This window comes from Micromonospora ureilytica (assembly GCF_015751765.1).
GTDB classification, from domain to species: Bacteria; Actinomycetota; Actinomycetes; order Mycobacteriales; family Micromonosporaceae; genus Micromonospora; species Micromonospora ureilytica.
The window spans coordinates 3,324,726-3,351,678 of the sequence record NZ_JADOTX010000001.1 but is presented as its reverse complement, the minus strand read 5'-3'; the positions used below and the strand labels follow the sequence as shown (position 1 = coordinate 3,351,678).

The 26,953-nt window shown below is 71.3% G+C and carries 21 protein-coding genes; 9 read left to right on the top strand and 12 right to left on the bottom strand.

Annotated features, from left to right (window positions below; all coding sequences use genetic code 11):
- Positions 1–3: 3 nt before the first annotated feature.
- From IW248_RS14960 to IW248_RS14950, 3 genes are all read right to left on the bottom strand, one after another.
- Complete coding sequence (locus IW248_RS14960) at positions 4–720, bottom strand: hypothetical protein (protein WP_196927491.1); 717 nt, start codon at positions 718–720, stop codon at positions 4–6.
- Between the two features lie 106 nt (positions 721–826).
- Positions 827–1,624 carry a peroxide stress protein YaaA gene (gene yaaA / locus IW248_RS14955; protein ID WP_196927490.1) on the bottom strand — a complete coding sequence of 266 codons (798 nt, stop codon included), beginning with the start codon at positions 1,622–1,624 and terminating at the stop codon, positions 827–829.
- 65 nt (positions 1,625–1,689) lie between these two features.
- Positions 1,690–3,309, bottom strand: coding sequence for an ArnT family glycosyltransferase (locus IW248_RS14950; RefSeq protein ID WP_196927489.1), 1,620 nt, complete (start codon positions 3,307–3,309; stop codon positions 1,690–1,692).
- Between the two features lie 125 nt (positions 3,310–3,434).
- Between IW248_RS14950 and IW248_RS14945 the strand changes: the two genes are divergently transcribed.
- On the top strand, positions 3,435–4,475 hold the full coding sequence (locus tag IW248_RS14945; RefSeq protein ID WP_124823489.1) for an App1 family protein phosphatidate phosphatase: 1,041 nt from the start codon (positions 3,435–3,437) through the stop codon (positions 4,473–4,475).
- 7 nt (positions 4,476–4,482) lie between these two features.
- On the opposite strand, the gene IW248_RS14940 is transcribed toward IW248_RS14945, so the two are convergent.
- A complete protein-coding gene (locus tag IW248_RS14940; protein WP_307787964.1) occupies positions 4,483–5,130 on the bottom strand; it encodes a TetR/AcrR family transcriptional regulator in 648 nt (215 codons plus the stop codon).
- Positions 5,131–5,213: 83 nt separating this feature from the next.
- On the opposite strand from IW248_RS14940, the gene IW248_RS14935 reads away from it, so the two are divergent.
- Positions 5,214–6,209: an alpha/beta fold hydrolase gene (locus IW248_RS14935; protein WP_231396315.1), complete on the top strand. Its 996-nt coding sequence runs from the start codon at positions 5,214–5,216 to the stop codon at positions 6,207–6,209.
- Between the two features lie 43 nt (positions 6,210–6,252).
- On the opposite strand, the gene glgB is transcribed toward IW248_RS14935, so the two are convergent.
- Both glgB and IW248_RS14925 read right to left on the bottom strand, forming a co-directional pair.
- A complete protein-coding gene (gene glgB / locus IW248_RS14930; RefSeq protein WP_196927487.1) occupies positions 6,253–8,355 on the bottom strand; it encodes a 1,4-alpha-glucan branching protein GlgB in 2,103 nt (700 codons plus the stop codon).
- Positions 8,343–10,553, bottom strand: a complete 2,211-nt coding sequence (locus IW248_RS14925) for an alpha-1,4-glucan--maltose-1-phosphate maltosyltransferase (protein WP_196927486.1) — start codon at positions 10,551–10,553, stop codon at positions 8,343–8,345. The genes glgB and IW248_RS14925 overlap by 13 nt, the downstream gene beginning before the upstream one ends.
- Before the next feature lie 147 nt (positions 10,554–10,700).
- Here IW248_RS14925 and IW248_RS14920 point away from each other — a divergent pair, with 147 nt between their 5' ends.
- Together IW248_RS14920 and IW248_RS14915 are read left to right on the top strand one after the other, a co-directional pair.
- Positions 10,701–10,940: an AbrB/MazE/SpoVT family DNA-binding domain-containing protein gene (locus IW248_RS14920; RefSeq protein WP_196927485.1), complete on the top strand. Its 240-nt coding sequence runs from the start codon at positions 10,701–10,703 to the stop codon at positions 10,938–10,940.
- A complete protein-coding gene (locus IW248_RS14915) occupies positions 10,930–11,385 on the top strand; it encodes a type II toxin-antitoxin system VapC family toxin (RefSeq protein WP_196927484.1) in 456 nt (151 codons plus the stop codon). The genes IW248_RS14920 and IW248_RS14915 overlap by 11 nt, the downstream gene beginning before the upstream one ends.
- Before the next feature lie 344 nt (positions 11,386–11,729).
- Here IW248_RS14915 and IW248_RS14910 read toward each other — a convergent pair whose 3' ends face one another.
- Positions 11,730–11,957 carry a winged helix-turn-helix domain-containing protein gene (locus IW248_RS14910; RefSeq protein ID WP_196927483.1) on the bottom strand — a complete coding sequence of 76 codons (228 nt, stop codon included), beginning with the start codon at positions 11,955–11,957 and terminating at the stop codon, positions 11,730–11,732.
- A gap of 445 nt (positions 11,958–12,402) precedes the next feature.
- Between IW248_RS14910 and IW248_RS14905 the strand changes: the two genes are divergently transcribed.
- Positions 12,403–13,581 (top strand): helix-turn-helix domain-containing protein, encoded by a 1,179-nt coding sequence (locus IW248_RS14905; protein ID WP_307787963.1) that lies wholly within the window; start codon positions 12,403–12,405, stop codon positions 13,579–13,581.
- Between the two features lie 120 nt (positions 13,582–13,701).
- On the top strand, positions 13,702–14,646 hold the full coding sequence (locus IW248_RS14900; RefSeq protein ID WP_196927482.1) for an inositol-3-phosphate synthase: 945 nt from the start codon (positions 13,702–13,704) through the stop codon (positions 14,644–14,646).
- 13 nt (positions 14,647–14,659) lie between these two features.
- Here the strand turns inward: IW248_RS14900 and glgA are convergent, their stop codons facing one another.
- The gene (gene glgA, locus IW248_RS14895; RefSeq protein WP_231396314.1) at positions 14,660–15,877 is read right to left on the bottom strand and encodes a glycogen synthase; all 1,218 of its coding nucleotides are present in this window, start codon (positions 15,875–15,877) and stop codon (positions 14,660–14,662) included.
- A gap of 70 nt (positions 15,878–15,947) precedes the next feature.
- Between glgA and glgC the strand changes: the two genes are divergently transcribed.
- Entirely contained in the window at positions 15,948–17,180 is a 1,233-nt protein-coding gene (gene glgC / locus IW248_RS14890; protein ID WP_124823459.1) for a glucose-1-phosphate adenylyltransferase, read from the top strand.
- A 31-nt stretch (positions 17,181–17,211) separates the two neighbouring features.
- Positions 17,212–18,855 (top strand): phosphoglucomutase (alpha-D-glucose-1,6-bisphosphate-dependent), encoded by a 1,644-nt coding sequence (gene pgm, locus IW248_RS14885; RefSeq protein ID WP_196927481.1) that lies wholly within the window; start codon positions 17,212–17,214, stop codon positions 18,853–18,855.
- 35 nt (positions 18,856–18,890) lie between these two features.
- On the opposite strand, the gene IW248_RS14880 is transcribed toward pgm, so the two are convergent.
- Both IW248_RS14880 and wecB read right to left on the bottom strand, forming a co-directional pair.
- Positions 18,891–19,802, bottom strand: coding sequence for an NAD(+)/NADH kinase (locus IW248_RS14880; protein ID WP_231397250.1), 912 nt, complete (start codon positions 19,800–19,802; stop codon positions 18,891–18,893).
- Between the two features lie 58 nt (positions 19,803–19,860).
- A complete protein-coding gene (gene wecB, locus IW248_RS14875) occupies positions 19,861–20,943 on the bottom strand; it encodes a non-hydrolyzing UDP-N-acetylglucosamine 2-epimerase (RefSeq protein ID WP_196927479.1) in 1,083 nt (360 codons plus the stop codon).
- Between the two features lie 178 nt (positions 20,944–21,121).
- On the opposite strand from wecB, the gene IW248_RS14870 reads away from it, so the two are divergent.
- Positions 21,122–23,290 carry a Gfo/Idh/MocA family oxidoreductase gene (locus IW248_RS14870; RefSeq protein ID WP_196927478.1) on the top strand — a complete coding sequence of 723 codons (2,169 nt, stop codon included), beginning with the start codon at positions 21,122–21,124 and terminating at the stop codon, positions 23,288–23,290.
- Between the two features lie 24 nt (positions 23,291–23,314).
- Here the strand turns inward: IW248_RS14870 and IW248_RS14865 are convergent, their stop codons facing one another.
- Both IW248_RS14865 and IW248_RS14860 read right to left on the bottom strand, forming a co-directional pair.
- The gene (locus tag IW248_RS14865; protein WP_196927477.1) at positions 23,315–24,502 is read right to left on the bottom strand and encodes a glycosyltransferase family 4 protein; all 1,188 of its coding nucleotides are present in this window, start codon (positions 24,500–24,502) and stop codon (positions 23,315–23,317) included.
- Positions 24,499–26,499 carry a heparinase II/III domain-containing protein gene (locus IW248_RS14860; RefSeq protein WP_196927476.1) on the bottom strand — a complete coding sequence of 667 codons (2,001 nt, stop codon included), beginning with the start codon at positions 26,497–26,499 and terminating at the stop codon, positions 24,499–24,501. The genes IW248_RS14865 and IW248_RS14860 overlap by 4 nt, the downstream gene beginning before the upstream one ends.
- Positions 26,500–26,953: the final 454 nt, after the last annotated feature.

Genomic DNA, 26,953 nt, shown 5'->3' with positions numbered 1-26,953 from the left:
CGATCAGCAGACCGGGCGACCTGCCGGTGCCACGACCGCGCCCCGCGCCGAGGCCGGGCTCACCCCGCGCGCCGGCTCCAACGCCGCGCTGCGCAGGATCCGCTGCCGGTCCGGGCCGTCGGCCACGCTGACCAGGAAGCAGCCCGTGCCGGGGCGGAGCCGGGCCGGCACGTCGAGCACGGCCGCTCCCCGGATCAGCACCGCGGCCAGCTCCCGGTCGGTGAGCCGGACACCGAGGATGTGCCGGCGGACGTGCCGCCCGGCGGCCAGCAGCGCGGAGCGCCAGGCCGCCTCCGCCAGCCGGGTCACCAACCGCCGGCGGGCCGGCGAAGCGCCGGGCAACGGCCCGCCGAGCAGCTCGCGCCGCCCCTGCCACCAACCCGCGTCCAACATCCGGGTGTACGCGCCCTGGTGCTCGCGGGGCACCCACAGCCGGTGCAGTTCGTAGCGGCGGCGCAGGCCACCGACGGCCACCTCGTGGGTGACCGGGATGTCCAGCCGGTTGAGCAGTTGCCGCATCCGCTGCGCGGCGTCCTCCCTGTTGAACTCCACCCCGGCGGTGTGCTCGGCACGGACCGCGCTGGGCCGGGCGGCGGTCGGTGGAGGTGTGCAGCGCAGCAGGCAGGCGGCCTCGAACGCGTCGCCCAGTGTCAACCAGCCCAGCGGGGATGGGGTGGTCGGGGTGTGGGGCCGGTCGAGCAGGGCGGGTTCGCGGGTCAACGAAGGCTCCCTTGTCGGAGTCTGGGTTGCCTTACCGTGGCCCCTGCCACGCCGTTATGGAACCGGTCCGGCCCAGCCTTGAGCAAATCTTGCGGCTGCGACGCCGCTACAGGTCGGTGACCACCAGATCCACCTGCCGTACGCGGCCCGCGGCGGTGGCCTGCTCCAGCACTGTGTGCTTCAACTCCCGCAGGGTGCCCACCAGTTCCGCGGCGGTGCGCGGCCGGGCGCCGGCGACGAGCAGGTCCCGGACCAGCCGCCCCTTTGTCGCCTTGTTGAAGTGGCTGACCACCGAGCGGACCGGCACGCCGTCGACCTCCCGCTCGTGCAGAACCCGCACGGTGACCGTCCGTTCGGCCAGCTCACCGCGGGGCGTCCAGGTGGCGGCGTACGCGCCGGAGCGCAGGTCGAGCACCGGGCCCCGCCCGGCGGCCTCGTCCACCGTCGGTGTCAGCACCCCGCGCCAGTACGTCGACAGCGCCCCGACGTCGGGCAGGCGAGCGCCGATCGGGCAGCGGTACGGCGGGATCCGGTCGGCCAGCCGGACCACGCCCCACAGCCCGGAGCTGATCAGGATCGACCGGCGGGCCGCCCGCTGCGCCGCGGCCGACAAGGTGGCCAGGTCCAGCGCCTCGTAGAGCACCCCGGTGTAGAGCCGCTCGGCCGGCGCGGTGGCGGCCTCCCGCAGCCGGGCGTTGCGCCGCAGCTCGCCCCGCTGGCCCGCACTGAGGCCGAGCGCTGCCCGGGCGGCCTCCTCGTCCGGCCCGGTGCTCAGCGTCACCAGGGCGTCCAGCACCCGCTCGCGGGCCGGGTTCAGCGCGGGTAGCGAGAGCCGGTCCGGCGTCCAGCGCCGTCCGGTGCCGGCGTCGGCCTTCCCCTCCGAGGGCGGCAGCAGGATGAGCATGGGTCTCCTCGACGGGCGAAACGGCGGCGCCCCACGCGCCGGCCCGGCCAGCGTACGACCAGCCCCTACCGCCAGGGCCGTACCGGGGTGTCGGGGTGGTACACGCGATAGCCGCCGACCTCCCGCACCGGCGAGGCGTCGGCCCGGTCGGCGAGCAACCGGCGCAACCGCCGGTCCATCGGCGAGTCGACAGCCACCACGTAGCCGGGCCGCTCGGCCCGCCCCACCTGCCGCCAGTACGGCCGGTAGCGGTTCTGCCCCGGCGACAGGTCCCCGTCGAGCACCCCGCAGATCACCGACTCGTCCGTGTTGAAGATCAACCGGTTGCAGGTCCAGTAGTCCCCGTACACCTCGTGGGGTCCGTCGGCGCGCAGCGCGGCGGCCAACTCCCGGGCCTGGCGCTCCTCGGTCCGCGACGCGGCGGTGCCGGTGGCCGCGAAGAGCACTGTGACCACGAGCGTGGTCACTGTCAGCGCGGCCAGTACGGCGGCGGACAGCGCGCCGGTGAATCGCCCCAGCACGCTGCTGGTGCCCCGCCAGGCGGTCAGCGCCGCCACCCAGAGTGGCCAGAGCACCGCCGGCAGCGACAGTTGCAGCACCGACAGGTAGCGGGCGTTGTCCAGCGGGCTGGTCGCGGCGAGCGGGCTGCGCACGTACGACAGCAGTGTCAACGCCGCGCCGGCGATCAGCGCGAGCTGCACGACCGGCCCGACCCGCTCCCCGCGCGGCGCCCCGGCCGCCCGGCGGTACGCGAGCACCGCGAGTGCCGCGCCGGCCACCAGCAGCACCGGGTACAGCACGCCGAACCACTGTTGCCAGCGTCCGCAGCCGTCCACCGGGCAGAGCCCGTGCGCCAGGGGCACCCCCTCCAGCAGGCCGCCCCGGATCCGGTCGGACCACGGCGGCTGCGGCCCGGCCTTGGTGCTGACCTCCCGGAACACCGTCAGCGAGTCGTCGCCGGGCCCGGCCCGCAGGTTGTCGACGATCATCGGGGCCACGCCGACGACCACCCCCGCCACCAGCAGCAGACCGGACCAGCCGAGCAGCTCCCGCCGCACCGCCCACACCAGGGCCAGCCCGGCCACCGCGAGGTACGGCAGGATCAGCCAGTCCGACCAGACGGCCAGCCCGACGAGCAGCCCGAACAGGCCGACCGCGAGCCGTCGGCGGTGGACCGTGCCGGCGGCCAACCCCACGGTGATCAGCAGCATCAGCAACACGGCCGGCTTCACCTCCGGCCGCCCACCGACGACGGTGAGCTGGTCGCGCACCACCCGCTCCGGCCCGAGCGCGAGCAGACCCACCACGAAGGCGGCGAACCACGGGGTGCAGAGCCGACGGGTCAACCGGTGGATCAGGTAGAGGAAGACCGCGTACAGGGCGAGCATCGGCAGCCGTAGCACCGGCCAGCTCGGCCCGGCCACCGCCACCAGGGGAGCGGCCAGGTACGACTCCAACATCCCCATGTAGTGCTGGCCGTAGAGGAAGACCGGGTGTTCCCGCCCCCGCGCGATGTGCAGCGCGGCGAGGCCGAAGGTCGCCTCGTCGCTGTTCGACACCGGCACCGTGAAGAGCGTCAGGACCAGCCGGTAGACGACACCGGCGAGCCCGAACAGCAGCGCGACGAGCGCCGGCCGGTCGAGTCGCGGACGCCGTCGCCCGCGGTGCTGCTCTGGATGCGACACGACCAACGCCCCCGTCGTCGTCCCGACCGGAGTGTTTCACGTTCGGCGGGGCCGCCGAGGTGGATCGGCGGAGCCCGAGTTGGCTCGCGTGGCCGTGGCTGTCGACGTGTGGCAGGGTTGGCGCCGTGCCACCCACTCCCGCCGGCCAACTGGCCGTCACGAACCTGCACCGGGCTGCGCGGATCGAGGACGCCGTGCACCAGCTCGTCCAGCGTCGGCTGCGGCGCACCGGCTGGCGGGTCAACATCGTCGCGTACACCGGCTACGGCGCGCCGGGGTGGGTGCGGGTGATGTGTCGGGTGTTGCTGGGCCGTCCGGACACCCGCCAGCGGGGTCGGCTGGACAAGGTCCGCGGCTGGCGCAGCTTCACCACGCTGCCCAACAAGCACGTCACAGTGACCATCGAGGCCGGCGGGGTGCGGCACGAGACGCAGGCCGACCGGAGCGGGTTCGTGGACACCCTGGTCGAGGCGGACCTGCCGCCCGGTTGGGGCACGGTCCGGCTCAGCGTGCCGGACGCCGAGCCGGTCGACGCCCCGGTGCGCATCCTCGACCCGGAGGTCAAGTTCGGCATCATCTCCGACATCGACGACACGGTGATGGTCACCGCGCTGCCCCGACCGCTGCTCGCCGCGTGGAACACGTTCGTGCTCGACGAGCACGCCCGCGCGGCCGTGCCCGGCATGGCGGTGCTCTACGAGCGGCTGGTCACCGCGCACCCCGGCGCGCCGGTCTTCTACCTCTCCACCGGGGCGTGGAACGTGGCGCCCACGCTTACCCGCTTCCTGTCCCGGCACCTCTACCCGGCCGGGCCGCTGCTGCTCACCGACTGGGGCCCGACCGCCGACCGCTGGTTCCGCAGCGGGATGGAACACAAGCGGGTCACCCTCGCCCGGCTGGCCCGGGAGTTCCCCGACGTGCGCTGGCTGCTCGTCGGCGACGACGGCCAGCACGACCAGGAGATCTACCGGGAGTTCGCCGCCGCCCACCCGGAGAACGTCGCCGGAGTGGCGATCCGCCGGCTCTCCCCGACCCAATCGGTGCTGGCCGGCACCCTGCCCGCCCCGGCCGGCCGCCCGTCGTCGGGGCCGGTGGGGCAGAAGTGGTTGTCCGCCCCGGACGGCGCCGGCCTGTGGCAACTGCTGCGCGACGCCGGCCTGGTCTGACCGCCGGTCACGTTGACGGGTCCTCGGCGCCCCGGGCTGCGGTGCCGAGGGACCGACGGAGCATGCTGACCAGTTCTTCGGCGGCGTGGCCGCTGTCGAAATAGGGGTCGGCGAGGCACTCCGACACGATCGCGTCAATGGCCCCGTTGACGATGACGGCGGTGGCCTGCGGGTCGACGCTGGTGCGGTAGTCGCCAGCCGTCCGCGCCGCGTCGATCAGACCGGCGACCGCTTCCCGCCGGCTGCGGGCGTTCGGTGTGTCACCGATGCCGGTCTCCTCGCTCAACGCCTCGACGATCATCCGCGTGTGGTCCGGGTGGTCCCGCAGGTACGCCACCAGGGACCGGACGTAGGCCTCCACGGCGGACGCGCCGGATCGCAACCCGACTTCGGTGCCGACGTACGTGGTGAGGGACTCCAGGACCGAGGCGTAGGCGGATCGCACGACCGCGTCCTTGGACGGGAAGTGGTAGAGAACGGCGGCCTTGGAGATGCCGGCCGCCTCCGCGATCCGGGCGAGTGAGGTGCCCGGATAGCCGTGTCGGGCCACCAGGTCGATGGTCACGCCGATGAGTTGCGCCCGTCGCGCCTGCTCGGTGATCGTGAGTGGCTTGGCGGCGCGGACCTGCGCTGACGTGGCGTCGTTCGGGTGCACCCGCTTACCGTACCGGCCCCTTCGCCACCCGCTCTCTGACCTGACGGTTGTATTTTCTACCATGCGGTTAGTAATCTGACCTCATGGTTATGAATGTCGTGCGGAGGGTGGGCGGGTTCCTGCGCGCGCATCGGAGCGGCCTTCTCCGGGCCGCCGCGGTGCTCGCGGTGATCACTGTGGCGATCGCGTACGCGCTGCGCGACCCGGCGCCCGTCGGCTACTTCACGTCGACGGAGTCCCAGGATCGTTTCGTCAGTGCCTACGGGGAGGCGATGGCGGACCTGCCGGAGCCCGACCGCACCCTCGACGTCCGGACCGGATACGGCGTCGTACGGCTCTACCACTTCAGCGGCGGCACCGACCCGGCGGCCGCGCCCCTGCTGCTTCTGCCCGGCCGGGCGTCGGCGTCACCGGTCTGGGCGGACAACCTGCCGTCGCTGCTGCGGTCGCGCAACGTCTACACAGTCGACCTGCTCGGTGAGCCGGGCATGAGCATCCAGCAGCGCCCCATCAAGGACACGACCGCGCACGCGCAGTGGTTGCACGAGGTCCTGCTGGCGCTACCCGAGCCGACGATCCACCTGGTCGGCGTGTCGTTCGGCGGCTGGACGGCGATGAATCTCGCGGTGCACCGGCCGCAGAAGGTCGGGAGTGTCGTCCTGCTCGATCCGGTCCTGGTCTTCGCTGACCTGTCAACGGAGGTGGTGCTGCGGTCCATCCCGGTGAGCGTCCGCTGGGCGCCCCGATCCTGGCGGGACAGCTTCGCCAGCTGGACGGCGAACGGCGCCCCGGTGGAGGACGTACCGGTCGCCCGGATGATCGAGGCCGGCATGCAGGCGTACGTGGTGAAACTGTCCGCCCCGACACGGCCGTCCGAGGACCAACTCGCGGCGGTCGGCGTCCCGGTGCTCGTCCTGATGGCGGGGAAGTCCCGGCTGCACGACGCGGGCGAGGCCGCGAAGCTGGCCGAGCGGTCCCTGACCCAGGGCACCGTGAAGACCTACCCGGACGCGTCGCATGCCATCAACGGCGAGTACCCGAACGAGATAGCCGCGGACATCTCCGCGTTCCTCAACTGACCGGCGAAGCGCCACAGGCGCCGGCCGGCATGCCCCGGTCGCGTCAGCCCTGACGCAGCCAGACGGCACCGAGCGGCGGCACCTGAAGGGCCGCCGAGGCGACCATCCCGTGCCACGGCACGTCCTCGGCCCGTACCTCGCCGAGGTTGCCCACCCCCGACCCGCCGTAGTGCTGCGCGTCGGTGTTGAGCACCTCCTGCCACGTCCCACCGGCCGGCAGGCCGATCCGGTAGTCATGCAGCGGCTGGGCGGAGAAGTTCGCCACGCACACCAGCGTCGAGCCGTCCGGGGCGATCCGGACGAACGACACTGTGTTGTTGGCGACGTCGTCGCCCGCGATCCAGCGGAACCCGGCCGGTTCGGTGTCCTGGGCCCAGAGCGCCGGGGTGTCCCGGTAGACCCGGTTGAGGTCGCCGACGAGCCGTTGCACGCCGGCGCGGGCCGGGTCGTGCAGCAGGTACCAGTCGAGGCCGCGCTCCTCGCTCCACTCCCGGTCGTCGGCCAGTTCGGAGCCCATGAAGAGCAGTTGCTTGCCGGGATGCGCCCACATGTACGCCAGCAGCGCCCGCACGTTGGCCAGCCGCTGCCAGGTGTCGCCGGGCATCTTGCCGGCCAGTGAGCCCTTGCCGTGCACGACCTCGTCGTGGCTGATCGGCAGCACGTAGTTCTCGCTCCAGGCGTACGCCAGGGAGAAGGTGAGCTGGTGGTGGTGGTGCTGGCGGTAGATCGGGTCCTTCGAGGTGTAGAGCAGGGTGTCGTGCATCCAGCCCATGTTCCACTTGAAGCCGAAGCCCAGCCCCCCGTCGGCGGTGGGGCGGGTGACACCCGGCCAGGCGGTGGACTCCTCGGCGATCATGACGACGCCGGCGTGGTGCTTGTAGACGGTCGCGTTCACCTCCTGCATGAACGCGATGGCCTCCAGGTTCTCCCGACCGCCGTACTTGTTCGGGGCCCACTCGCCGTGGTTGCGGGAGTAGTCCAGGTAGAGCATCGACGCGACCGCGTCGACCCGCAGCCCGTCGACGTGGAACTGGTCGCACCAGTAGAGCGCGTTGGCGACCAGGAAGTTGCGGACCTCGTTGCGGCCGAAGTCGAAGACGTACGTGCCCCAGTCGGGGTGCTCGCCGCGTCGCGGGTCGGGGTGCTCGTAGAGCGGGGTGCCGTCGAAGCGGGCCAGGGCCCACTCGTCCTTCGGGAAGTGCGCGGGCACCCAGTCCAGGAGTACGCCGATGCCGGCGGCGTGCAGCCGGTCGACGAGGTGGCGGAAATCGTCCGGGTCGCCGAACCGGGAGGTCGGCGCGTAGTAGCCGGTCACCTGGTAGCCCCAGGAACCGCCGAAGGGGTGCTCCATCACGGGCAGGAACTCCACGTGCGTGAAGCCCAGCTCGGTGACGTACGCGGTGAGCTGCTCGGCCAGCTCGCGGTAGTCCAGGCCGGGCCGCCACGAACCGAGGTGCACCTCGTAGACGCTCATCGGCTCCTGGTGCGGCTGCCGTTCGGCCCGCCGGGCCAGCCAGTCCGCGTCGTCCCACAGGTACGTCGAGTGGTGCACCACCGAGGCGGTGGCCGGCGGCACCTCGGCGTACGCGGCAAGGGGGTCGGCCTTGTCCCGCCACTGCCCGTCGGCGCCCAGCACCCGGTACTTGTAGCGGGCCCCGACCCGGGCGTTGGGGACGAACAGTTCCCACACGCCGCTGGAGCCGAGCGACCGCATCGGCCAGCCGTCGTCGGGTGACCAGCCGGTGAAGTCGCCGACCACCCGGACCCCGCGGGCGTTCGGTGCCCAGACGCTGAACGCGACGCCCTCGTCGAAGACCCGGGCGCCGAGCGCCTCCCACAGTCGCTCGTGCCGGCCCTCGCGGATCAGGTGCAGGTCCAGCTCACCGACTGTGGGCGGGTAGCGGTACGGGTCGTCGTGGGCGGTGCCGTCGACCTCCACCCGGTAGTCGAGCACGGTGCCGTCGACCTGCGCCTCGAAGACGCCCACGTCGTGCACCCGCTTCATCGGGTGCCGCTCGTCGCCGACGAGCAGCACGACGTCGCCGGCGCCCCGGCGCATCGTGCGGATCGTCGTCGAGGAGTCGGCGGGGTGCGCGCCGAGCAGCGCGTGCGGGTCGTGCGTCGCACCGGAGATCAGCTGGTCCATCGGGCGTCCTTCGGGGCGGCGTCGGTCGGTGCGGGGGCGGACGGGCGGGTGGCCGCTCGGCGCGGCGGGGTCGGAACCGGGCCCGACCGGCGGGGCGGAGTCGGTACGGGAGCTGTCCGTGCGGGTGCTGCCGGTGCGGGTGCCGCCGGTGCGGGCGCTGTCGGCGCGGTGCCACCGGAGAGGTCGTCCGGCACGTCGGCGACGGTGAGGTCCGCCGGCTCGGCGCCCGCCGGCTGCGGCACGCTCGGTGGGGTCGGACGACGCACTGTCAACACGTGCGCGGGTTGCAGGTACGGATCCAGCCGGACCGCGTTGCGCTGACCCCAGTCGTAGCTGGTGCCGGTCAGCTCGTCGTGCACGGTGAACCGCTCGTGCCAGTCGAAGCCGAGCGCCGGCATGTCGAGGGTGGTGTTGCCCCACTGCACGATGCGCGGGTCGAACGAGCAGATCACGATGACCGTGTTGCCGGTCTCCGGGTCGTGCTTGGACCAGCAGAGCAGCGCCGGGTTGTCGATCTCGTGGAAGCGCAGGTTGCGGAGCTGGTGCAGGGCCGGGTTGTCGCGACGTACCCGGTTGAGGATGGTCAGGAACGGCGCCAGCGAGCGACCCTGCGCCTCGGCGCCGGCCCAGTCCCGGGGGCGCAGCTCGTACTTCTCGTTGTCCAGGTACTCCTCGGCGCCCGGCCGGGCCACGTGCTCGAACAGCTCGTAACCGGCGTACAGGCCCCAGGAGGGGGAGAGCAACGCGGCCAGCACCGCCCGGATCTTGAACATCGGTGGGCCGCCGTGCTGCAACGACTCGTGCAGGATGTCCGGGGTGTTCGGCCAGAAGTTCGGCCGCATGTAGTCGGCCGCCTCGATCAGCTCCTCGCAGTACGCCCGCATCTCGGCGGCCGTCGTGCGCCAGGTGAAATAGGTGTACGACTGCGTGAAGCCGATCTTGCCGAGGCCGTGCATGATGGCCGGCCTGGTGAACGCCTCGGCCAGGAACAGCACATCCGGGTCGACCGCCTTCACCTCGGCGATCAGCCGGTGCCAGAAGTCGAACGGCTTGGTGTGCGGGTTGTCCACCCGGAAGATCCGGATGCCCTCGCCGACCCAGTGCAGCACCACCCGCAGCACCTCGGCCCGGATGCCCTCCGGGTCGTTGTCGAAGTTGACCGGGTAGATGTCCTGGTACTTCTTCGGCGGGTTCTCGGCGTACGCGATGCTGCCGTCGGCCCGGGTGGTGAACCACTCCGGGTGCTCGGTGACCCACGGGTGGTCCGGCGCGCACTGCAACGCCAGGTCCATCGCCACCTCCAGGCCCTGTGCCGCAGCCGCCTGGACGAAGGCCCGGAAGTCCGCCGGCGTACCCAGATCGGGGTGGATGGTGTCGTGGCCGCCCTCGGCGGCGCCGATCGCCCACGGCGAGCCCACGTCGGTCGGCCCGGCGGTGAGCGCGTTGTTGCGGCCCTTGCGGTTGACTCGGCCGATCGGGTGGATCGGCGGCAGGTAGAGCACGTCGAAGCCCATCGCGGCCACACCCGGCAGCCGCTCGGTGGCGGTCGCGAGGGTGCCGGACCGGCCGCCCGCCGCCCCTTCGGAGCGGGGGAAGAACTCGTACCAGGCCGAGTAGAGCGCCCGCTTGCGGTCAACCCAGATCGAGTACGTGTCGCCGACGGTGACCAGTTCTCGTACCGGGTGCTCCCAGAGCAGGTCGGCCAGGGCCAGCGCCCTGTCGACCCGCTGTGCCAGCGGCAGGTCGGTGTCGACAAGCGCGGTGAGCGCGTCGGCGACCCGGGGGCGATCGGCGGCCGGGACGAGGCCCCGGGCGGCGGCGAGCACCCGCGCGCCCTCGGCCAGGTCGTTTGCCAGGTCCTCCGACCCCTGCCCGGCGGCGATCTTCTTCGTCACCGCGTTCTGCCAGGTCAGGTACGGGTCCTGGAACGCCTCCACGGAGAAGGTCCACGAGCCGACGGCGTCCGGTGCGATGGTGGCGTGCCAGCGGTCCTGGCCGGGCTCGCCCGGGCGCATTCGGGTGAACGGCCGGCTCGCGCCGTCCGGACCGGCCCACACCACGTTGCAGCCCAGCGCGTCGTGCCCCTCCCGGTAGGCGCGCGCCGACACCGGAACCGGCTCGTCGACCACCGCCTTGGCCGGGTATCGCCCGCACGAGACGACGGGGGAGACGTCTTCGATCGGGAACCGTCCAGTCACCCCGCCAACCTACTGCGCGAGATCCGTTCGCGCGCGGCCAAGCACGCTGGTCCATCCCACCCGCTGGTCCCGCGTGGTGACATTCGCTCAGACCGCGTGTCGAGGTGTAACACGTATCGTTGGTATTACGTGACGGAGGTTCAGAGCATGCGGTTGAACAGCAAGGGCCAGGTGACGATCCCGGCGGCGCTGCGGGCTCGATACAACCTGCACGAGGGCGACGAGGTCGACGTGGTGGAGGAGGGCGGGGCCCTCCGCATCGTCCGGGTCCACGGTGCCGAAACCCGGGGTCAACGCCTCGTCGGTCACATGCGCGGTCGGGGCAGCGCCAAGGAGACCGAGCACATGTCCACCGAAGAGCTGATGGAGATGCTGCGTGGCGAGTGACCGGCTCCGCGCAGTGCCGCCGCGTCCGCCCGACGCGGTGACGACCCTGGTCGACACCAACGTGCTGCTGGACATCCTCACCGATGACCCCAAGTGGGCGGAGTGGTCCGGGACCGCCCTCGCCGAGGCCCGCGACGCGGGCAACCTGGTGATCAATCCCATCGTGTACGCCGAGGTGTCGGTCCGTTTCGATCGCATCGAAGAGTTGGACGAGGCGTTGCCGGCGGGGGATTTCCTTCGCGAGGAGCTGCCTTACCTGGCGGGCTTCCTCGCCGGCAAGGCGTACGCGCGATATCGGAGGCTGGGCGGCGCGAAGCGGTCGCCGCTGGCCGACTTCTACATCGGCGCGCATGCGGCCGTGTGCCGGTACAACCTGCTGACCCGTGACGGGACGCGATACCGCACGTACTTCCCGACCCTGGCGCTGACCACGCCAGAAGACTGACCGCAACGAGGCCGTCGCTGCGCCCTTTCCGCGATCTTGCACTTACTGTCGCGACATAAAGCGCATCCCGTGCATTTGGACGACAGAAACTGCAAGATCGAGGTGAGCCTCGTCGATCATGGAGTTGTGGTGCCTGTTTTGACGCTATAACTTGCACTTCGTCGCCCACCACAACTCCATGATCGACGAGGTGGTGCGGGCGTTGACGAACAGCCAGCGTCATGCAACGGTGCTGCCGGCAAGATCCACACGCGTTCAATGAAAGCGCGGAGTCGGCGCGACCCGGATGCGACGGTTTCCTGAAACCCGAGTGGATCTAGGCCGGATGAGGGGCTCGAACGGAGTCAGGCGGGCGGGTTCGATGCCACGAACGACCCCTTGCCCTGCCGGGTGACGATCCAGCCCCGCTCTTCCAGGATCCGCAGGGCGTACCGCACCGGCCAGGCGCTTGATTGGTACTGCTCGCCCATCTCCGCGATCGACGGCAACTTGTCGTTCGGCTGCAACGTGCCGGCGCGGACCGAGGCCACGACGTCAGCAATGATCTGCTCGTACAGCGGTGCTTGCGGCATGGTGGCGCCACCTCTCGTCAGCGCCCCGATCTTCGCACCAGGGGTGACATGCCGTGCATGCTCTGTTGACTGTGAAGGCACTGCCTTCTAAGTTGGAGGTGGCAGGGATCCTCTCGTCAGCAGCGGAGTGTCCCGATCGGCCGGGTGGCGAGGCGCAACGGCTCCCCGCGTGAGCCGCCCCCGACCTGCATCTCTCATCGCCCGCGATCTCTCACCGAGGAGGAGGCTCAGTTGGACGAGCGTTTGCCGGATGGGTCGTTGCCGCCCGCATACCCGATTGCGGGGGCGCGGCCTCCGCAGCCGGACGGGGATCGGGTGCCCGGTCCGCCCCGGTCGGCGCGGGCGCCGCTGACCCGGGGGCAGTACTCCTACGGCATCGCGATCGCTGTGGTCGTACTCGTGCTGTTTGTGGTTGGGGTGCTGCGGTGAGCGCGACGGGCCGGCGGTGAACGAGCTGCCGGTGGGTCGCCGGGTCGCGCAGTGGCGGGTACGGCGGAACATGACGCAGCAGCAGTTTGCCGACCGGCTCGGCAAGTCCAAGAGCTGGGTGGACAAGGTCGAGCGGGGGGTACGTCGGTTGGAGCGGGTGTCCAACCTCCGGGAGGTCGCCGAGACGCTGCGCATCGACGTGGAGGTCCTGCTGGCGGCCCGGCCCGTGCGGCCGGCTCCGGTCGCTGCCGGGGTCGACGGGGTCCGGACGGCGCTGGCCCGATACCACCTACCGGGCGCGGACCGGCCGCCGCTGGTGGAGGAGTTGGCTGCCCGGCTGGAGCATGCCGAGCAGAGTTATCGGCATGCCCGGTACCCGGCGTTGCTGGCACTGTTGCCCGGCCTGCTCGACGCGGTCCGCGGAGCGCAGATAGCTCTCCCCGGCGCGACGGACGCGCTGCTGGTGCGGGTGTATGCGCTCACCGCGTTGGCGCTGGTCAAGGTCGACCAGGGGGAGTTGGCCTGGCTGGCCGCCGACCGTGGAATGACCGTCGCCCTGGCGACCGACGACCCGCAGTTGGCCGGCGTCGCCACGGTGGCACTGTGTCAGGCCCTGCGGTCCCGTGGTCGACGGCGGTCCGCCCTGGAGGCCGCGCTCGTCGCCGCGGACCGCATCGGTGCGTTGCGGGCCGGCGATGACTCTCCGGTCGGTTCATCGCTTCGGGGCACGCTACTGATCCAGGCTGCGCTCGCCGCAGCGGGCGGCAAGGACCAACCCCGCGCCCGCCGAGCGCTCGATCAGGCCACGGAGATCGCTCAGGAGTTCGGTGGCGACAGCAACAGGGCTGGCGGGGGTTTCGGCCGGGCGCTGGTCGAGGCTGCCCGGGTGGTGGCCGAGGCGGCCCTTGGCGACGTCAGCACGGCCACGGTTCGGCACGAGCGGCTGGTGGCCGGCGAGGAATGGCGGTGGCTGCCGCCCGAGCATCGTGCCGCGTACCTCCTCGATGTGGCCCGCGCATACGCCCTGACCGGCGACATGCTTCGGGCTGGCCGGACGCTGCTCGACGCGGAACGCACCGCCCACAGCGAGGTGCATGACCGTCCGGCGGTACGAAAGCTGGTCGCCGTCGTGTGGCGGTCCGCCGACGCCCCCGCCGGCATCGTCCAGCTCGCCACCACCCTCGGCGTCGCCTGACGGCCGTCAGTTGGTCCCCGGGAGTCAGTCAGCGCGCTGGACCTGCGGGGGATTGACCGTCGTCGCCGGATGGTCCCGCTGGGGCAGCTCACCGACCCGGAGGTGCCGTAGCCTCCGGCCATGATCGAACGGGTGAAAGTCGCGGTTGTCGGCGTCGGTAACAACACGTCGGCACTGGTGCAGGGGCTCGCTCTCTACCGCCAGAGCGGCAGCCTGGTCGGAATCCGCCGGCCGATGATCGACGGTCTCGGGGTGGGGGACATCGACGTCGTGGCGGCCTTCGCCACCTCCGCGGAGAAGATCGGTCGGGACCTGACCGAGGCGATCTTCCTGGCGCCCAACAACTTCCCTCGGCTGAACTGCGACCTGCCGAAAGCGGGCGTGCCGGTCACCAAGGGCCTGGTCGACGCGAGCGAGGTGCAGCGGGTGGCAGCGGCGCTGGTCGGGGCGGAGGTGCTGCTCTACTCCGCGCCGAGTGGCCGGCCAGAGACCGCCCGGGCGTACGCCGCGGCAGCGCAGGCGGCGGGTGTCGCCTTCATCAACACGACCGCCGACCCGGTCGCCCGCGATCCGCAGCTGCTGGCCAGCTTCGAGGCGGCCGGTCTGCCGCTGCTCGGCGACGACCTGGCCAGCCAGTTCGGCACCTCGGTGCTGCACAACGCGTTGCTGCGGCTGCTGGCGGAGCGGGGTCTCACACTGGTCAGCTCCTACCAGGTCAATCTGGGCGGCACCGAGGACTTCCGCAACCTGGTCGAGAACCCCAACACCAAGAAGCAGTCGAAGCTCAACGCCCTCTCGGCGGCCGACAGGGTGGAGGTGGCCCCGCTCGGCTACCTGCCGCATCTCGCGTCGCAGAAGGTGGCTCACCTCAACCTGGAGGCGCAGGGTTGGGGCGAGACGGCGGTGAGCCTCGACGTGAAGCTGAAGGTGCACGATCCCAGTGGTGCCGCCGGGGTCAACATCGACCTGATCCGCATCGCGGCCAGCGCGCTACGGAACGGGCGTGGTGGTCATGCCGCCGAGGCGACGCCGTTGCTCAAGTCGCCGCCGGGAACGGCGATCTGAGCCTGGCGCTCTCTCAGGCCGCGCCGACGGAGCGGTAGACCTCCAGTGTCTGCCGGGCGATGGCGTCCCAGGAGAAGTGCTCGACCGCACGCCGTCGGCCGGCCTGGCCGAACCGCGCGGTACGCGCCGGGTCGGCGAGCAGCGTGTTGATCGCCGCCGCCAGGTCGGCGACGAACTTCTCCGGCTCCAACGGTGTCCCCGACCCGTCGGTGACCTGCTCGATCGGCACCAGCAGGCCGGTCTCGTCGTCGGCCACGACCTCGGGAATGCCACCGGTCGCCGTCGCCACCACTGCCGTCTCGCAGGCCATCGCCTCCAGGTTGACGATGCCCATCGGCTCGTAGATCGACGGGCAGGCGAAGACGGTGGCGTGCGTGAGCACCTGGATCACCTCGGGCTTGGGCAGCATCTCGGCCACCCAGACCACGCCGGAGCGGTTGGCCCGCAGCTCGGCGACCAGCCCCTCCACCTCGGCGGCGATCTCGGCGGTGTCCGGCGCGCCGGCGAGCAGGACGAGCTGGGTGTCCGCCGGCAACTCCCGGGCGGCCCGCAGCAGGTACGGCAGCCCCTTCTGCCGGGTGATCCTGCCCACGTAGACCACGCTGGGGCGGGACGGGTCGACACCGAGCCGGTCGAGCACGTCGGTGCCCTGATCCGGGGTGTACTGGATGGTGTCGATGCCGTTGTAGACCACCCGGACCCGGGCGGGGTCGATCTGCGGGTACGCGGTGAGCACGTCGTTGCGCATCCCGCCACTGACCGCGATCACCGCGTCGGCGGCCTCCATCGCGGTGCGCTCGATCCAGGAGGAGAGCGCGTAACCCCCGCCGAGCTGCTCGGCCTTCCACGGCCGCAACGGCTCCAGGCTGTGCGCGGTCACCACGTGCGGCACCCCGTGCAGCAGCTTCGCGGTGTGGCCGGCCAGGTTCGCGTACCAGGTGTGGCTGTGCACCACGTCGGTGCCGGCCGCGCCGGCGGCCATCTCCAGGTCCACGCCCATCGTGCGCAGCGCGGCGTTCGCGCCGGTCAGGCCGGGCGGTTCGGCGTACGCGGTGACGCCCGGCTCGGTGCGCGGCAGACCGAAGCAGTGCACGCGTACGTCGGTGAGGTGGCGCAACTCCCGAGCCAGGTACTCGACGTGCACGCCCGCGCCGCCGTAGACCTCCGGTGGGTACTCGCGGGTGAGCAGATCGACGCGCAGGGATCCGGTGGCCGGGGAGGAGTCGGTCATGTGCGCACCCTAGTGCAGAAGACTCCCCGTACGAGTGGTGAAGTGCGACGCGGGTGGATAGCGTCGGGGCATGGCTGCCAAGGTGCTCGCGATCGTCCTGGCGGGTGGGGAGGGCAAGCGCCTGATGCCACTCACCACGGATCGGGCCAAGCCGGCCGTCCCGTTCGGCGGGATGTACCGCATGGTCGACTTCGTCCTCTCCAACCTGGCCAACGCCGGCTATCTCAAGATCGTCGTGCTGACCCAGTACAAGTCCCACTCCCTCGACCGGCACATCACCAAGACCTGGCGGATGTCCACGCTGCTCGGCAACTACGTCACCCCGGTGCCCGCGCAGCAGCGTCGTGGCCCGTGGTGGTTCGCCGGCTCGGCCGACGCCATCTACCAGAGCTTCAACCTCATCAACGACGAGCAGCCCGACTACGTGATCGTCTTCGGCGCCGACCACATCTACCGGATGGACCCGCGGCAGATGGTGGAGGACCACATCGCCTCCGGCGCGGCGGTGACCGTCGCCGGCATCCGCCAGCCGCTGTCGATGGCCGACCAGTTCGGCGTCATCGAGGTCGGCGAGGACGGCAAGCGGATCCGGGCGTTCCGTGAGAAGCCCACCGACGCGGTCGGCCTGCCCGACGCACCGGACGAGATCTACGCCTCGATGGGCAACTACGTCTTCACCACCCGGGCGCTCTGCGAGGCGGTCGAGCGCGACGCGGAAGACAAGACCAGCAAGCACGACATGGGCGGCAGCATCATCCCGATGCTCGTCGAGCGTGGCGAGGCCAACGTCTACGACTTCCGCGACAACGAGGTGCCCGGCAGCACCGACCGCGATCGCGGCTACTGGCGGGACGTGGGAACGCTCGACTCGTTCTACGACGCGCACATGGATCTCATCAACGTGCACCCCGTCTTCAACATGTACAACTTCGACTGGCCGATCTACACGGAGCAGCCGCCGTGGCCGCCGGCGAAGTTCGTCCACCAGTGGGGTGAGCGGGTCGGCCGGGCGGTCGGCTCGATGGTCTCCCCGGGTGTGGTGATCTCCGGCTCGCTGGTGGAGAACTCGATCGTCTCGCCGAAGGTGCGTGTGCACTCCTGGGCGCACGTCGAGGGCTCGGTGTTGATGGAGGGTGTGGAGATCGGCCGACACGCGGTGGTCCGGCGGGCCATCCTGGACAAGAACGTCTTCGTCCCGGAGGGCGCCGAGATCGGCGTCGACCTGGAGAAGGACCGGCAGCGCTACACCGTCTCCGACAACGGCATCGTGGTGATCGGCAAGGGCCAGAAGGTCGAGCCGTGACCGACACGTACTCCCCGAGGAGGTTCCCGCAGTGACCCACCCCCGTGCCGGCCAGCCCGCCGAGCCCGCCGACCTGGTCGACGTGCCGCGCCTGGTGACCGCCTACTACGCCGAACATCCGGATCCCGCGGACCCGGCGCAGCAGGTCTCGTTCGGCACCTCCGGCCACCGCGGCTCCAGCCTGCGCAACGCGTTCAACTCCGACCACATCCTGGCGGTGACCCAGGCGCTCTGCGACTACCGACGCGAGCAGGGGCTGGACGGGCCACTGTTCCTCGCCCGGGACACGCACGCGCTCTCCGCGCCGGCCGCGGTGGACGCCCTGGAGGTGCTCGCCGCCAACGGGGTCACCGTGCTGGTGGACAGCCGGGACGGCTACACCCCGACCCCGGCGCTGTCGCACGCGATCCTCACGCACAACCGGGGTCGCACCAGTGGGCTCGCCGACGGCATCGTCATCACCCCGTCGCACAACCCGCCCGACGACGGCGGTTTCAAGTACAACCCCACAAACGGCGGGCCGGCCGACACCGACGTGACCCGCTGGATCCAGGACCGGGCCAACAGCATCCTCGCCGCCGGGCTCAAGGAGGTCCGCCGGATCACCTACGCGCGGGCGCGGGCCGCCGACACCACCGGGGAGTACGACTTCCTCGCCAACTACGTCGACGACCTGCCAGCGGCGATCGACATCGACGCCATCCGCGACGCGGGGATCCGGATCGGCGCCGACCCGCTGGGCGGGGCGAGCGTGGCGTACTGGGGTGAGATCGCCGAGCGACACCGGCTGGACCTGACAGTGGTCAACCCGACTGTCGACCCGACCTGGCGGTTCATGACCCTGGACGGCGACGGCAAGATCCGGATGGACTGTTCCTCGCCGAACGCCATGGCGTCGCTGATCGCCGCGCGTGCCGACTACCAGATCTCCACGGGCAACGACGCCGACGCCGACCGGCATGGCATCGTCACTCCGGACGCCGGGCTGATGAACCCCAACCACTACCTGGCAGTGGCGATCCGTCACCTGTTCCGCACCCGCACCGAGTGGGGTCCGGCCGCCGCGGTGGGCAAGACCCTGGTCTCCTCGTCGATGATCGACCGGGTCGCGGCCGACCTGGGCCGGCCGTTGTTGGAGGTGCCGGTCGGCTTCAAGTGGTTCGTGCCCGGCCTGCTGGACGGCGCCGTCGGCTTCGGCGGTGAGGAGAGCGCCGGGGCGTCGTTCCTGCGCCGCGACGGCTCGACCTGGACCACCGACAAGGACGGCCTGCTGCTCTGTCTGCTCGCCGCCGAGATCCAGGCCACCACCGGGCGCAGCCCGAGCGAGCACTGGGCGGAGTTGGCCGAGCGCTTCGGCGCGCCCGCGTACGCCCGGATCGACGCCCCGGCCACCCGGGAGCAGAAGGCCGTGCTCGGCAAGCTCTCCCCGGATCAGGTCACCGCCACCGAGCTGGCCGGTGAGCCGATCACCGCGACGCTGACCACCGCCCCCGGCAACGGCGCACCGATCGGTGGCCTCAAGGTCAGCACCGAGTCCGGTTGGTTCGCCGCCCGCCCGTCCGGCACCGAGGACGTCTACAAGATCTACGCCGAGTCGTTCCAGGGCCCCGATCACCTCAAGAAGATCCAGGAGGAGGCCAAAGCCCTGGTAGACCAGGCCCTGGCCCAGTCCTGAGCCCTCTTGATTAACTGGGTGAAGGGTGGGATGGGTCAGCAGGGTGGGGGGATTTCCTGTTGGGTGCGTCGGCGTAGTTCCTCGGGGAGCAACTCGCGGAGCTGTTCGGGAAGGAACGGCAGGTCGAGCAGGGTCATCTTCAACTGGTTGCGCTCCTGGTAGCGCAGCGGGTCGAAACGGACCACCAGGCCGGCGTTGCGGCGGTACGTGATGTCCACCGCCCCCTCCGTCGCCGCGTCGCGGAACACCAGCCCGTCCATCTCCACCACGACCGGCGACGAGTCGGGTCGGAGCTCCAACCGGATCTTCTCGTCCGGTGAGAGCACCACGGACCGGGAGATGCCGGCCATCGGCGCCGACGGCGTGATCACCACCGAGTCGGCGGCGGGGGAGATCAGTGGACCACCGGCGGCGTAGCTGTAGGCAGTCGATCCGATCGGGGTGCTGACCACCACGGCGTCACTGCGGTAGTAGCCGTACTGCTGGCCGTCGATGGCGAGGGTGACGCTGACGAAGCCGGAGCCGGGCTGGCGCAGCAGCGCGATGTCGTTGAACGCCACCACGTCGTCGCCACACACGTCGCAGGCGAGGCAGGCGTGCGACTCGATGGTGAACTCCTTCGACAGCAACCGGCTCAGCGCGTCGGGCAGCTCCGGCGGCTCGATCTCGACGAGAAACCCCAGATGACCCAGGTGTACGCCGAGCACCGGCTTCGGGTCGAGGACGGCGGAGCGCAGCGCACCCAACATGGTGCCGTCGCCGCCGACGCTGATCAGGGCGTCGGCGCGGGCCGCCACCTCGTCCGCCGGGATCGGTTCGATGCAGGACGAGACGCGGTGCTGGTCCTCCTCGCGCACGAACAGCGTCTTGTGGTGACGCTTCGCCCACCGTTCGATGATGCTGACCACCTCGGTGACATCCCGGGTGGGGTGCAGCACAAGTCCCAGCCCCGACACCCGTACAGCTCATCACATCGGGGGCGACCGCACCCGGCGTTCGGGGCGGCTAGCCGAGCAGCTTCGCGATGATCTCCGCGATCCGTTCGCCGGCCGCGCCGTCCCACAACGGCGGTGTCTGACGCCTGGCGGGTCTTCCCGCGGCCACGATGCTCGCCACGGCGTCGGCGAGCGTCGACCGGGTGACGAGGCGGTTGGTGCCGTGCGTGATGGTGATCGGGCGCTCGGTGTTGGGCCGCAGGGTCAGGCAGGGCACGCCGAGCATCGTCGTCTCCTCCTGCACGCCGCCGGAGTCGGTGACGACGACCACCGCGCCGCGGACCAGGCTGACGAACTCGAGGTAGCCCAGCGGCTCGACGACCCGGAGCGCGCGGTGGGAGAGCAGGCCCGCGTTCTCGAGCTGCTGCCGGCCGCGTGGGTGCAACGGCAGGATGACTGGCAGTTGGTCGGCCACGGCGTGCATGGCCTTCACCAGATCGACGACGTCTGCCGCGTCGTCGACGTTGCCGGGCCGGTGCAGCGTCGCGACCACGTAACGCTCGGGGAGCGACAGGGCGGTGCGGACACCCGCGACGTCGAAGCGGTCGAGGTTGGCCAGCAGCGTGTCGATCATCGGATTGCCGACCAGGTGGATCCTCTCGGCCGCGATGCCCTCGTGGTGCAGGTGCGACACGGCGTCGGGGCTGGTGGCGAACAGCAGGTCGGACACGTGGTCGACGACTACCCGGTTGATCTCCTCGGGCATGGACCGGTCGAAGCTGCGCAGGCCCGCCTCCACGTGGGCGACCGGAATGTCCAGCTTGGACGCGACGAGGGCGGCGGCGAGCGCGGAGTTGACGTCGCCGTACACGACTGTGAGCGCCGGGCGTTCGGCGACCATCAACTCTTCCAGGCCGGTCATCACGCGAGCGGTCTGGCTGGCGTGGCTGCCCGACCCCACGCCGAGGTTGATGTCCGGCTCGGGCAGACGCAGTTGGCGGAAGAAGACCTCGGACATCCGCTCGTCGTAGTGCTGTCCGGTGTGGACCAGGCGCTGCCGGACGCCGTGCCGGTCGAGCGCGCGGATCACGGGCGCGGCCTTGGGGAAGTTGGGGCGTGCGCCAGTGACGTGCAGAACGATCCCGGCTGGCATGTGTCTCCTCGTGGAAGCCGACGCAAATCAGGGGCGACGCGGCAATAGTACAAGTTATCCAGTTTGATGCCTGTGCTCTCTATACAATGTCGAATGACGGATGCGTCGCGGTTTGCGCTGCCCGAGGGGCGCCCTGCCGCGAGCGATGTTCCTACTCCCTGAAGGCAGGCGGGCCTGCATGAAGCAGATCGTCCAATCCGTGTCCGCCGGCGAGTTGAAGGTCGTCGACGTTCCGCAGCCGGAGCCCGGCGCCACCGAGGTGCTCGTCGCCACACGTCGGTCCCTGCTGTCGGCGGGGACCGAGCGCGCCGTACGCGAGCTGGCGTCCGCGAGCCTGCTGCGCAAGGCCCGGGCCCGCCCGGACCTGGTCCGCCAGGTCGTCAACCGGGCCCGCACCGGCGGGGTGCGCTCCACACTCGCCGCTGTGCGCAGTCGGCTCGACGAGGACATGCCGCTCGGGTACAGCGCGGCCGGTGTCGTCGTCACCGCCGGCGCCGCTGCCGACGGGATCCGACCCGGAATGCGCGTGGCCACCGCGTCCGCCGGGCACGCCGAGTACCAGGCGGTGCCGGGCCTGCTCGCGGTACCCGTTCCGGAGTCGGTGTCGGACCAGGCGGCGGCCTTCGGCGCGGTGGCGGCCATCGCCCTGCAGGGCCTGCGCCAAGCCGAGGTGGGCCTGGGCGGCTCGGTGGCCGTCGTCGGCCTCGGCCTGGTCGGGCAACTGACGGTGCGCCTGGCGCTCGCCTCGGGGCTCAACGTGATCGGCATCGACCTGCGCCAGTGGACCGCCGAGCTGGCCGGGGGTGGCGGTGCGGTCGGTCTCGTCGAGGCGGGTGCGGCGACCACGGAGCAGATCAGGGAACTGACCCGTGGTCGAGGTGTCGACGCGGTCCTGATCACGGCGGCGACGACCTCGTCCGAGCCGGTCGCGCGAAGCGCCGAGATCGCCCGCGACCGTGCCCGGCTGGTAGTGGTCGGCGACGTCGGCCTGGACCTGGACCGGAGGCGGTTCTACGAACGTGAGCTGGACCTACGGTTCGCTCGCAGCTACGGCCCAGGCCGCTACGACCGCGCCTACGAGGAGTGGGGCGTCGACTATCCGATCGGCCATGTGCGCTGGACGGCGCGACGCAACATCGAGGCGTACCTCGACCTGGTGGCCAGCGGGCGGGTCGCGGTCGACGACCTGGTCACGCACGTCTTCGACGTGCAGCAGGCCACCTCGGCGTACGAGGTGCTGGCGTCCGATCCGCGCTCGCTCGCCGTGCAGCTGAGCTACTCGGCGCCCGCGCAGGTGTCCCGGCAGACGATCACGGTTCGGCCGCGCCGCACCTCGGCGTCGCCACGGGCCGGCCTGATCGGGGCGGGAAACTACGCCAAGGCCACGTTCCTGCCCGCGCTCAAGGAGGCGGGCTGGGCGGACGACCTCGCCGCCATCACGTCCGCCAGAGGGTTGTCGGCGCGCCACGCCGCGGAGCGCAACGGCATCGCCGTGGTGGCGCCGACGGTCGAGGACCTGCTGGTCCGCGACGACGTCGACGTGGTGTTCGTCCTGAGCCGTCACGACTCGCACGCCCGCCTGGTGGTGCAGGCGCTCGACGCCGGCAAGCACGTCTTCGTGGAGAAGCCCCTCGCGCTGACGCAGGACGAGCTCGACCAGGTCACGGCCGCCTACGAGCGCAACGCCGGTCACCTGTTCGTCGGTTTCAACCGCCGGTACGCGCCCATGGTGGTCCAGGCCAGCGAGGCCCTGGCGGCCGGGTCCGGGCCGATAACCGTCGCCTACCGGGTCAACGCCGGGCAGTTGCCCGACTCGCACTGGTACCACGACCGGCGCCAGGGCGGGCGCGTCCGTGGCGAGGTGTGCCACTTCCTGGACCTCGCGTCGTGGCTGGTGGGCGAGCAGCCCCGGGTCGTGTCCGCGCACGGCAGCGGCCGTGGCGAACCGGGCCTGGAGGAGGACGTGAGCGTCCTGCTCGGATACCCGAACGGGTCCACCGCGACGATCACCTACTCCACCCGTGGGCACCGGCGCACACCCAAGGAACGCCTGGAGGTCCTCGGTCGAGGGCGGACGATACTGATCGACGACTTCCAGCGCCTGGAGATCGACGGCCGCGAGGTGAAGCGGGTCCCCGGCGGCAAGGGACACCGGGACCTGCTCGCCCACACGCGCCGGGTCGTCGTCGGCGAGGCGTCCGACGAGGGCCACCTGGAAGCCTCGTTCGGTACGACGAGGGCGGCGCTGTCCGCTGTCGCTGCCCTGACGGGTATCGAGGAACACTCGTCGCGCCTGCCCACGCAACTCGACGCGGACAGCGCTGTGCGCGCCGGCTTCGCCCTCTGACCGGGTGGAACCGGCGGTGCCGGATCAGCGCGGTACGTCACCCGCGCCGTCGACCAGCGGGGCGAGAAGGTGTGTGAGCGCGTGGGCCATCGCCGTGCGGGACTGGTGCTCACGGATCCAACACCGGCCGGCCGCACCCATCTTCGTCAACCCGTCCGGGCTCGCCTGCACCATCTGGGTGAGACCGTGGCCGAGGTTGCCCGGCGGGGTCACGTACCCGGCGGCCGCGCCCATGACGAGGTCACCGACGATCCCCGGGCTGTTGGTCAGGATCGGCAACCCGGCCGCCATGTAGTCGAACACCTTGTTCGGGCTGACGCCGGCCCGGAACAGTTCGACGTCGGCGAGCACATGCAGGCCGACGTCCGCGGCGTGCAGCAGGTCGGGGATCTCGGTCTTGGGAACCGGGTCGAGGAACCGCACGTTGCCGATGCCGAGCGCCTTCGCCCGCAGGCGCGACTTCTCGACACCCGAGCCCACCAACACGACGTCGATCTCGGGCACCGCTTCGGCGGCGGCCAGAAGCAGGTCGAGCCCGTTGGCCGGGCCGTGCGCCCCCGCGTAGACGGCGGTGCGGCGGATGAAGCCGTACCGGCGGCGCAGCTCGTCGCGCCCCACGCTCGGTGTGAAGTCGTCGGGGTCGGCCGCGTTGGGAATGAAGGCGATCCGGTCCGGTGCCACGCCCGTGGCCTCGATGGCCGCCCGTACGCCCGGCGCCATGATCACGATCCGGTCGGCGCGCCGGTACAGGAACCGTTCCAGGCGCTCCAGCGCACGGTTCGCCACCGACGTCTCCGACAACGTGCCCATCTCGACGAGCACGCGTGGCCACAGGTCCCGAACCTCCAGGACGAACGGCGTGCGCCGCAGTGCCGCCACGACGCAGCCGGAAAGGCCGGCCAGCAGATGCGGCGAGGACGCGTAGACCACGTCGGGGCGAGGCTGGCGTAGACCGGCCACCGTGGCCGTCACCGCGTAGCTCACCCAGTTCAGCACCCGACCCAGGCCGTTGCCCCGGTAGGGCGTCACGGCGACCAGATGAAACCCCGGCTCCGGACGTTGCAGCGCCCCGGTGATCATGTTGCGGCGACCGGCGAGGATCACGTACGTCCAGCCGGGCAGCCGGCTGAACAGCTCGACGTGCCGGGTGCCGCCCGGATAGCCCGGGGGGACGGCGAAGTGGTTGAGCACCAGGACCCTGCGGTGTGTCATCGCGGCGCTCGCACGTGGTGGACCGTCCCGGATGCGAGATGCGTGACGGCGAGGGACGCCCCGCTGTCGCTCCAGGTCACCTCGAATCCCAGGCCGTCGAGGGCGTCCGGTTCGGGCCGCGGTCCGGCTACCGTGCCGAGCCCCCACACGACTGTGTCGTCCCGGCTCTCGGCCGTGATCCACGTCGCCGGCTCCCAGCGACCGTACGTGCGGCTGTGCCAGCCCGCGAACGGCGCCGACCGCCCCCGCACCGCCTCGTGACCGTCCAGCCCGAAGAGGTGGAGTTTGCTCTCACCCGCCACGAGCGTGTCGTTGCGCACCGCCACGTCGGGGTGCAACGGAACGGTGAGCGACCAGGACCCGACGGCGGCCTGCGGGTCGGCGAACTCGACGATCGCCACGTACTCGTCGGCGACCACGACGGCGCGGCCGACCCGGACGGGGCGCTCGCCGCGCTCGTACGCGTCGTGCCAACCGAAGAGGATTGTCCGATCCGGCAGGTCGAGCGGCGGGCCGAGGTGCCCACGTCCGGCGTGCAGCCAGCGGAACGCGCGATGGGGGACGAGCTGGTCCTGCCCGTCCGGCCGGCGCACCGGATGCGCGGCGGAGGTGCGCAGCCCGTTGCGGACCTCCAGGGGCCCGTTGTAGGTGCCCGTGCCCGGGTCGGCGATCAGCCACCGGCCGTTGTGCGTGATCCAGACCGAGGTCAGGTCGGCGTGGCCGTGCGAGGCGCCGCCGTCCACCTTGAACCACACCCGCCACGGCCCCCGGTCGACCACCGCGATGCCTCCGGAGGTCGTCGCCGAGGACCGAGCCGGCAGGCTCCAGGTGACCTCGTCCACTGTGGTGTCCGGCGCGGGCGCGTACCACGCCAGTTCGTCGAATTCGGCGTACCACCGGGCCGGGAGTCGCTCACCGCACAGCGCGAGCCCGAGCGCGGTCGAGCCGGACACGTCGAGCGGGTCACCCGAGGACGCGAGCACCCGACCCTCGTCCCAGTCGCCGTACTGCGGGACGTCCCCGTCGAACACGCCGAGCCGGGCCAGGTGCAGGCTGGCCGCGCGAAGGTCACGCCGGACGCTCGACGGTGCGCCGCCGAGCAGCATCCGCACGGTGAGCATTTCGAGGACGAAGCGGTGGTACGACACCGAGTCCTCGATCATGCGGCCGTCGGGACCGAAGTGCCGGCGTTGCTGGGTCGCGAACATCCTCTCGCCGGTGCGCGCCCACCAGCGGGCGCGTGGAGCGGTCGGGTACATCCGGGAGAGCAGGATCAGCCCCAGCGCGTCGCCGAGCATGTGGTTGTTGCGCATGCTGCTCACCGTGTAGGGCAGCTCGACCATCAGGTGCCGGGCGCTGGCCAGCAGCAGCCGGTCCATGGCGCTCGCCACGTCGTGCGGAAGCCGTTCGCCGACCAGCGTCAGGATCTGGTTCCAGGCGATGGCGCGCAGGGCGAGTTCGAGGCTTGAGTACCAGTTCACGCCCTGCTCCGGCGGGCACTCGTCGCACCAGGACCGCAGCAGGTCGTTGAGACCGTCCTGCCAGGGCCCGTCGGTGTCGAGTCGCGCGGCGCGGGACAGGACGACCAGGTCGCGGTGGCGTGCCGCCTCCCAGATGTGCTTCACGTCCGACAGCCGTGCCTCGGACCGGATGTCGATGCGCCACCACGGCTCGCCGGCCGGCCACTGCCGCCCGGTCAGCGGGTCGGTGCACCACGGCGTCGACACGCCCGTGGTCACCCGGCCGCCGAAGACCCGTAGCCCGTCGTGTAGCACGCGTCCGGCGTCGTCGAGGCAGCGCTGCCGCGCCTCGTCGCCGAGCGGCAGCAGGTTCGTCAGCGCCACCGGTGCGGCCGGGTGGTGGCGGCGGGTCTCGGCGCGGAACAGGACGGCGTGGAAACCGGTGCGCTTGGACGCCTCGTACGCCGCGCGCAGCGGCGCCGAGCCGCCCAGGGCGCGCAGGTCCGCGGCGATCCCACGAAGAGCGTTCTTCACCATCAGCTTCCCCTTGGGCGCGGCGACGGAGGCGATCGCGGTCTGGGTGGATGCGAGTTGTTCGCGGATGCCGAACTCAGGGCAGCTCGAAGCAATGCGGCCGACGATATCAGCTTGTAAAGGGGGATTCGCGCAATTAGAACGGACTCTGACCACGTGTTCAGGAATTCCCGATTCGAGGTCACACCGGCCGTGTCGCGCGTTGCCTGGTCGGTCGTGAGGTCGTTGCGCGTGGTGTGTCTTCGGAGGTGTGGCGTGGGGAATCGCAGAGTGCTCCTCGGGGTGACTCGCGGTGGCTCGGTGCTGCCCGATCGCCGGAGCGGCCCGCCGGGAGTGGGCCGTGCTGACCGCCGTTGACGGAACAAGCCGTGCTCGGCGCCGGTCAACACTGGGCGACGGCGACGACGGGAGGCTCGCGCCGGCGCAGCCGCGTGACGGTCGCGCGGGCCGGGTGGCG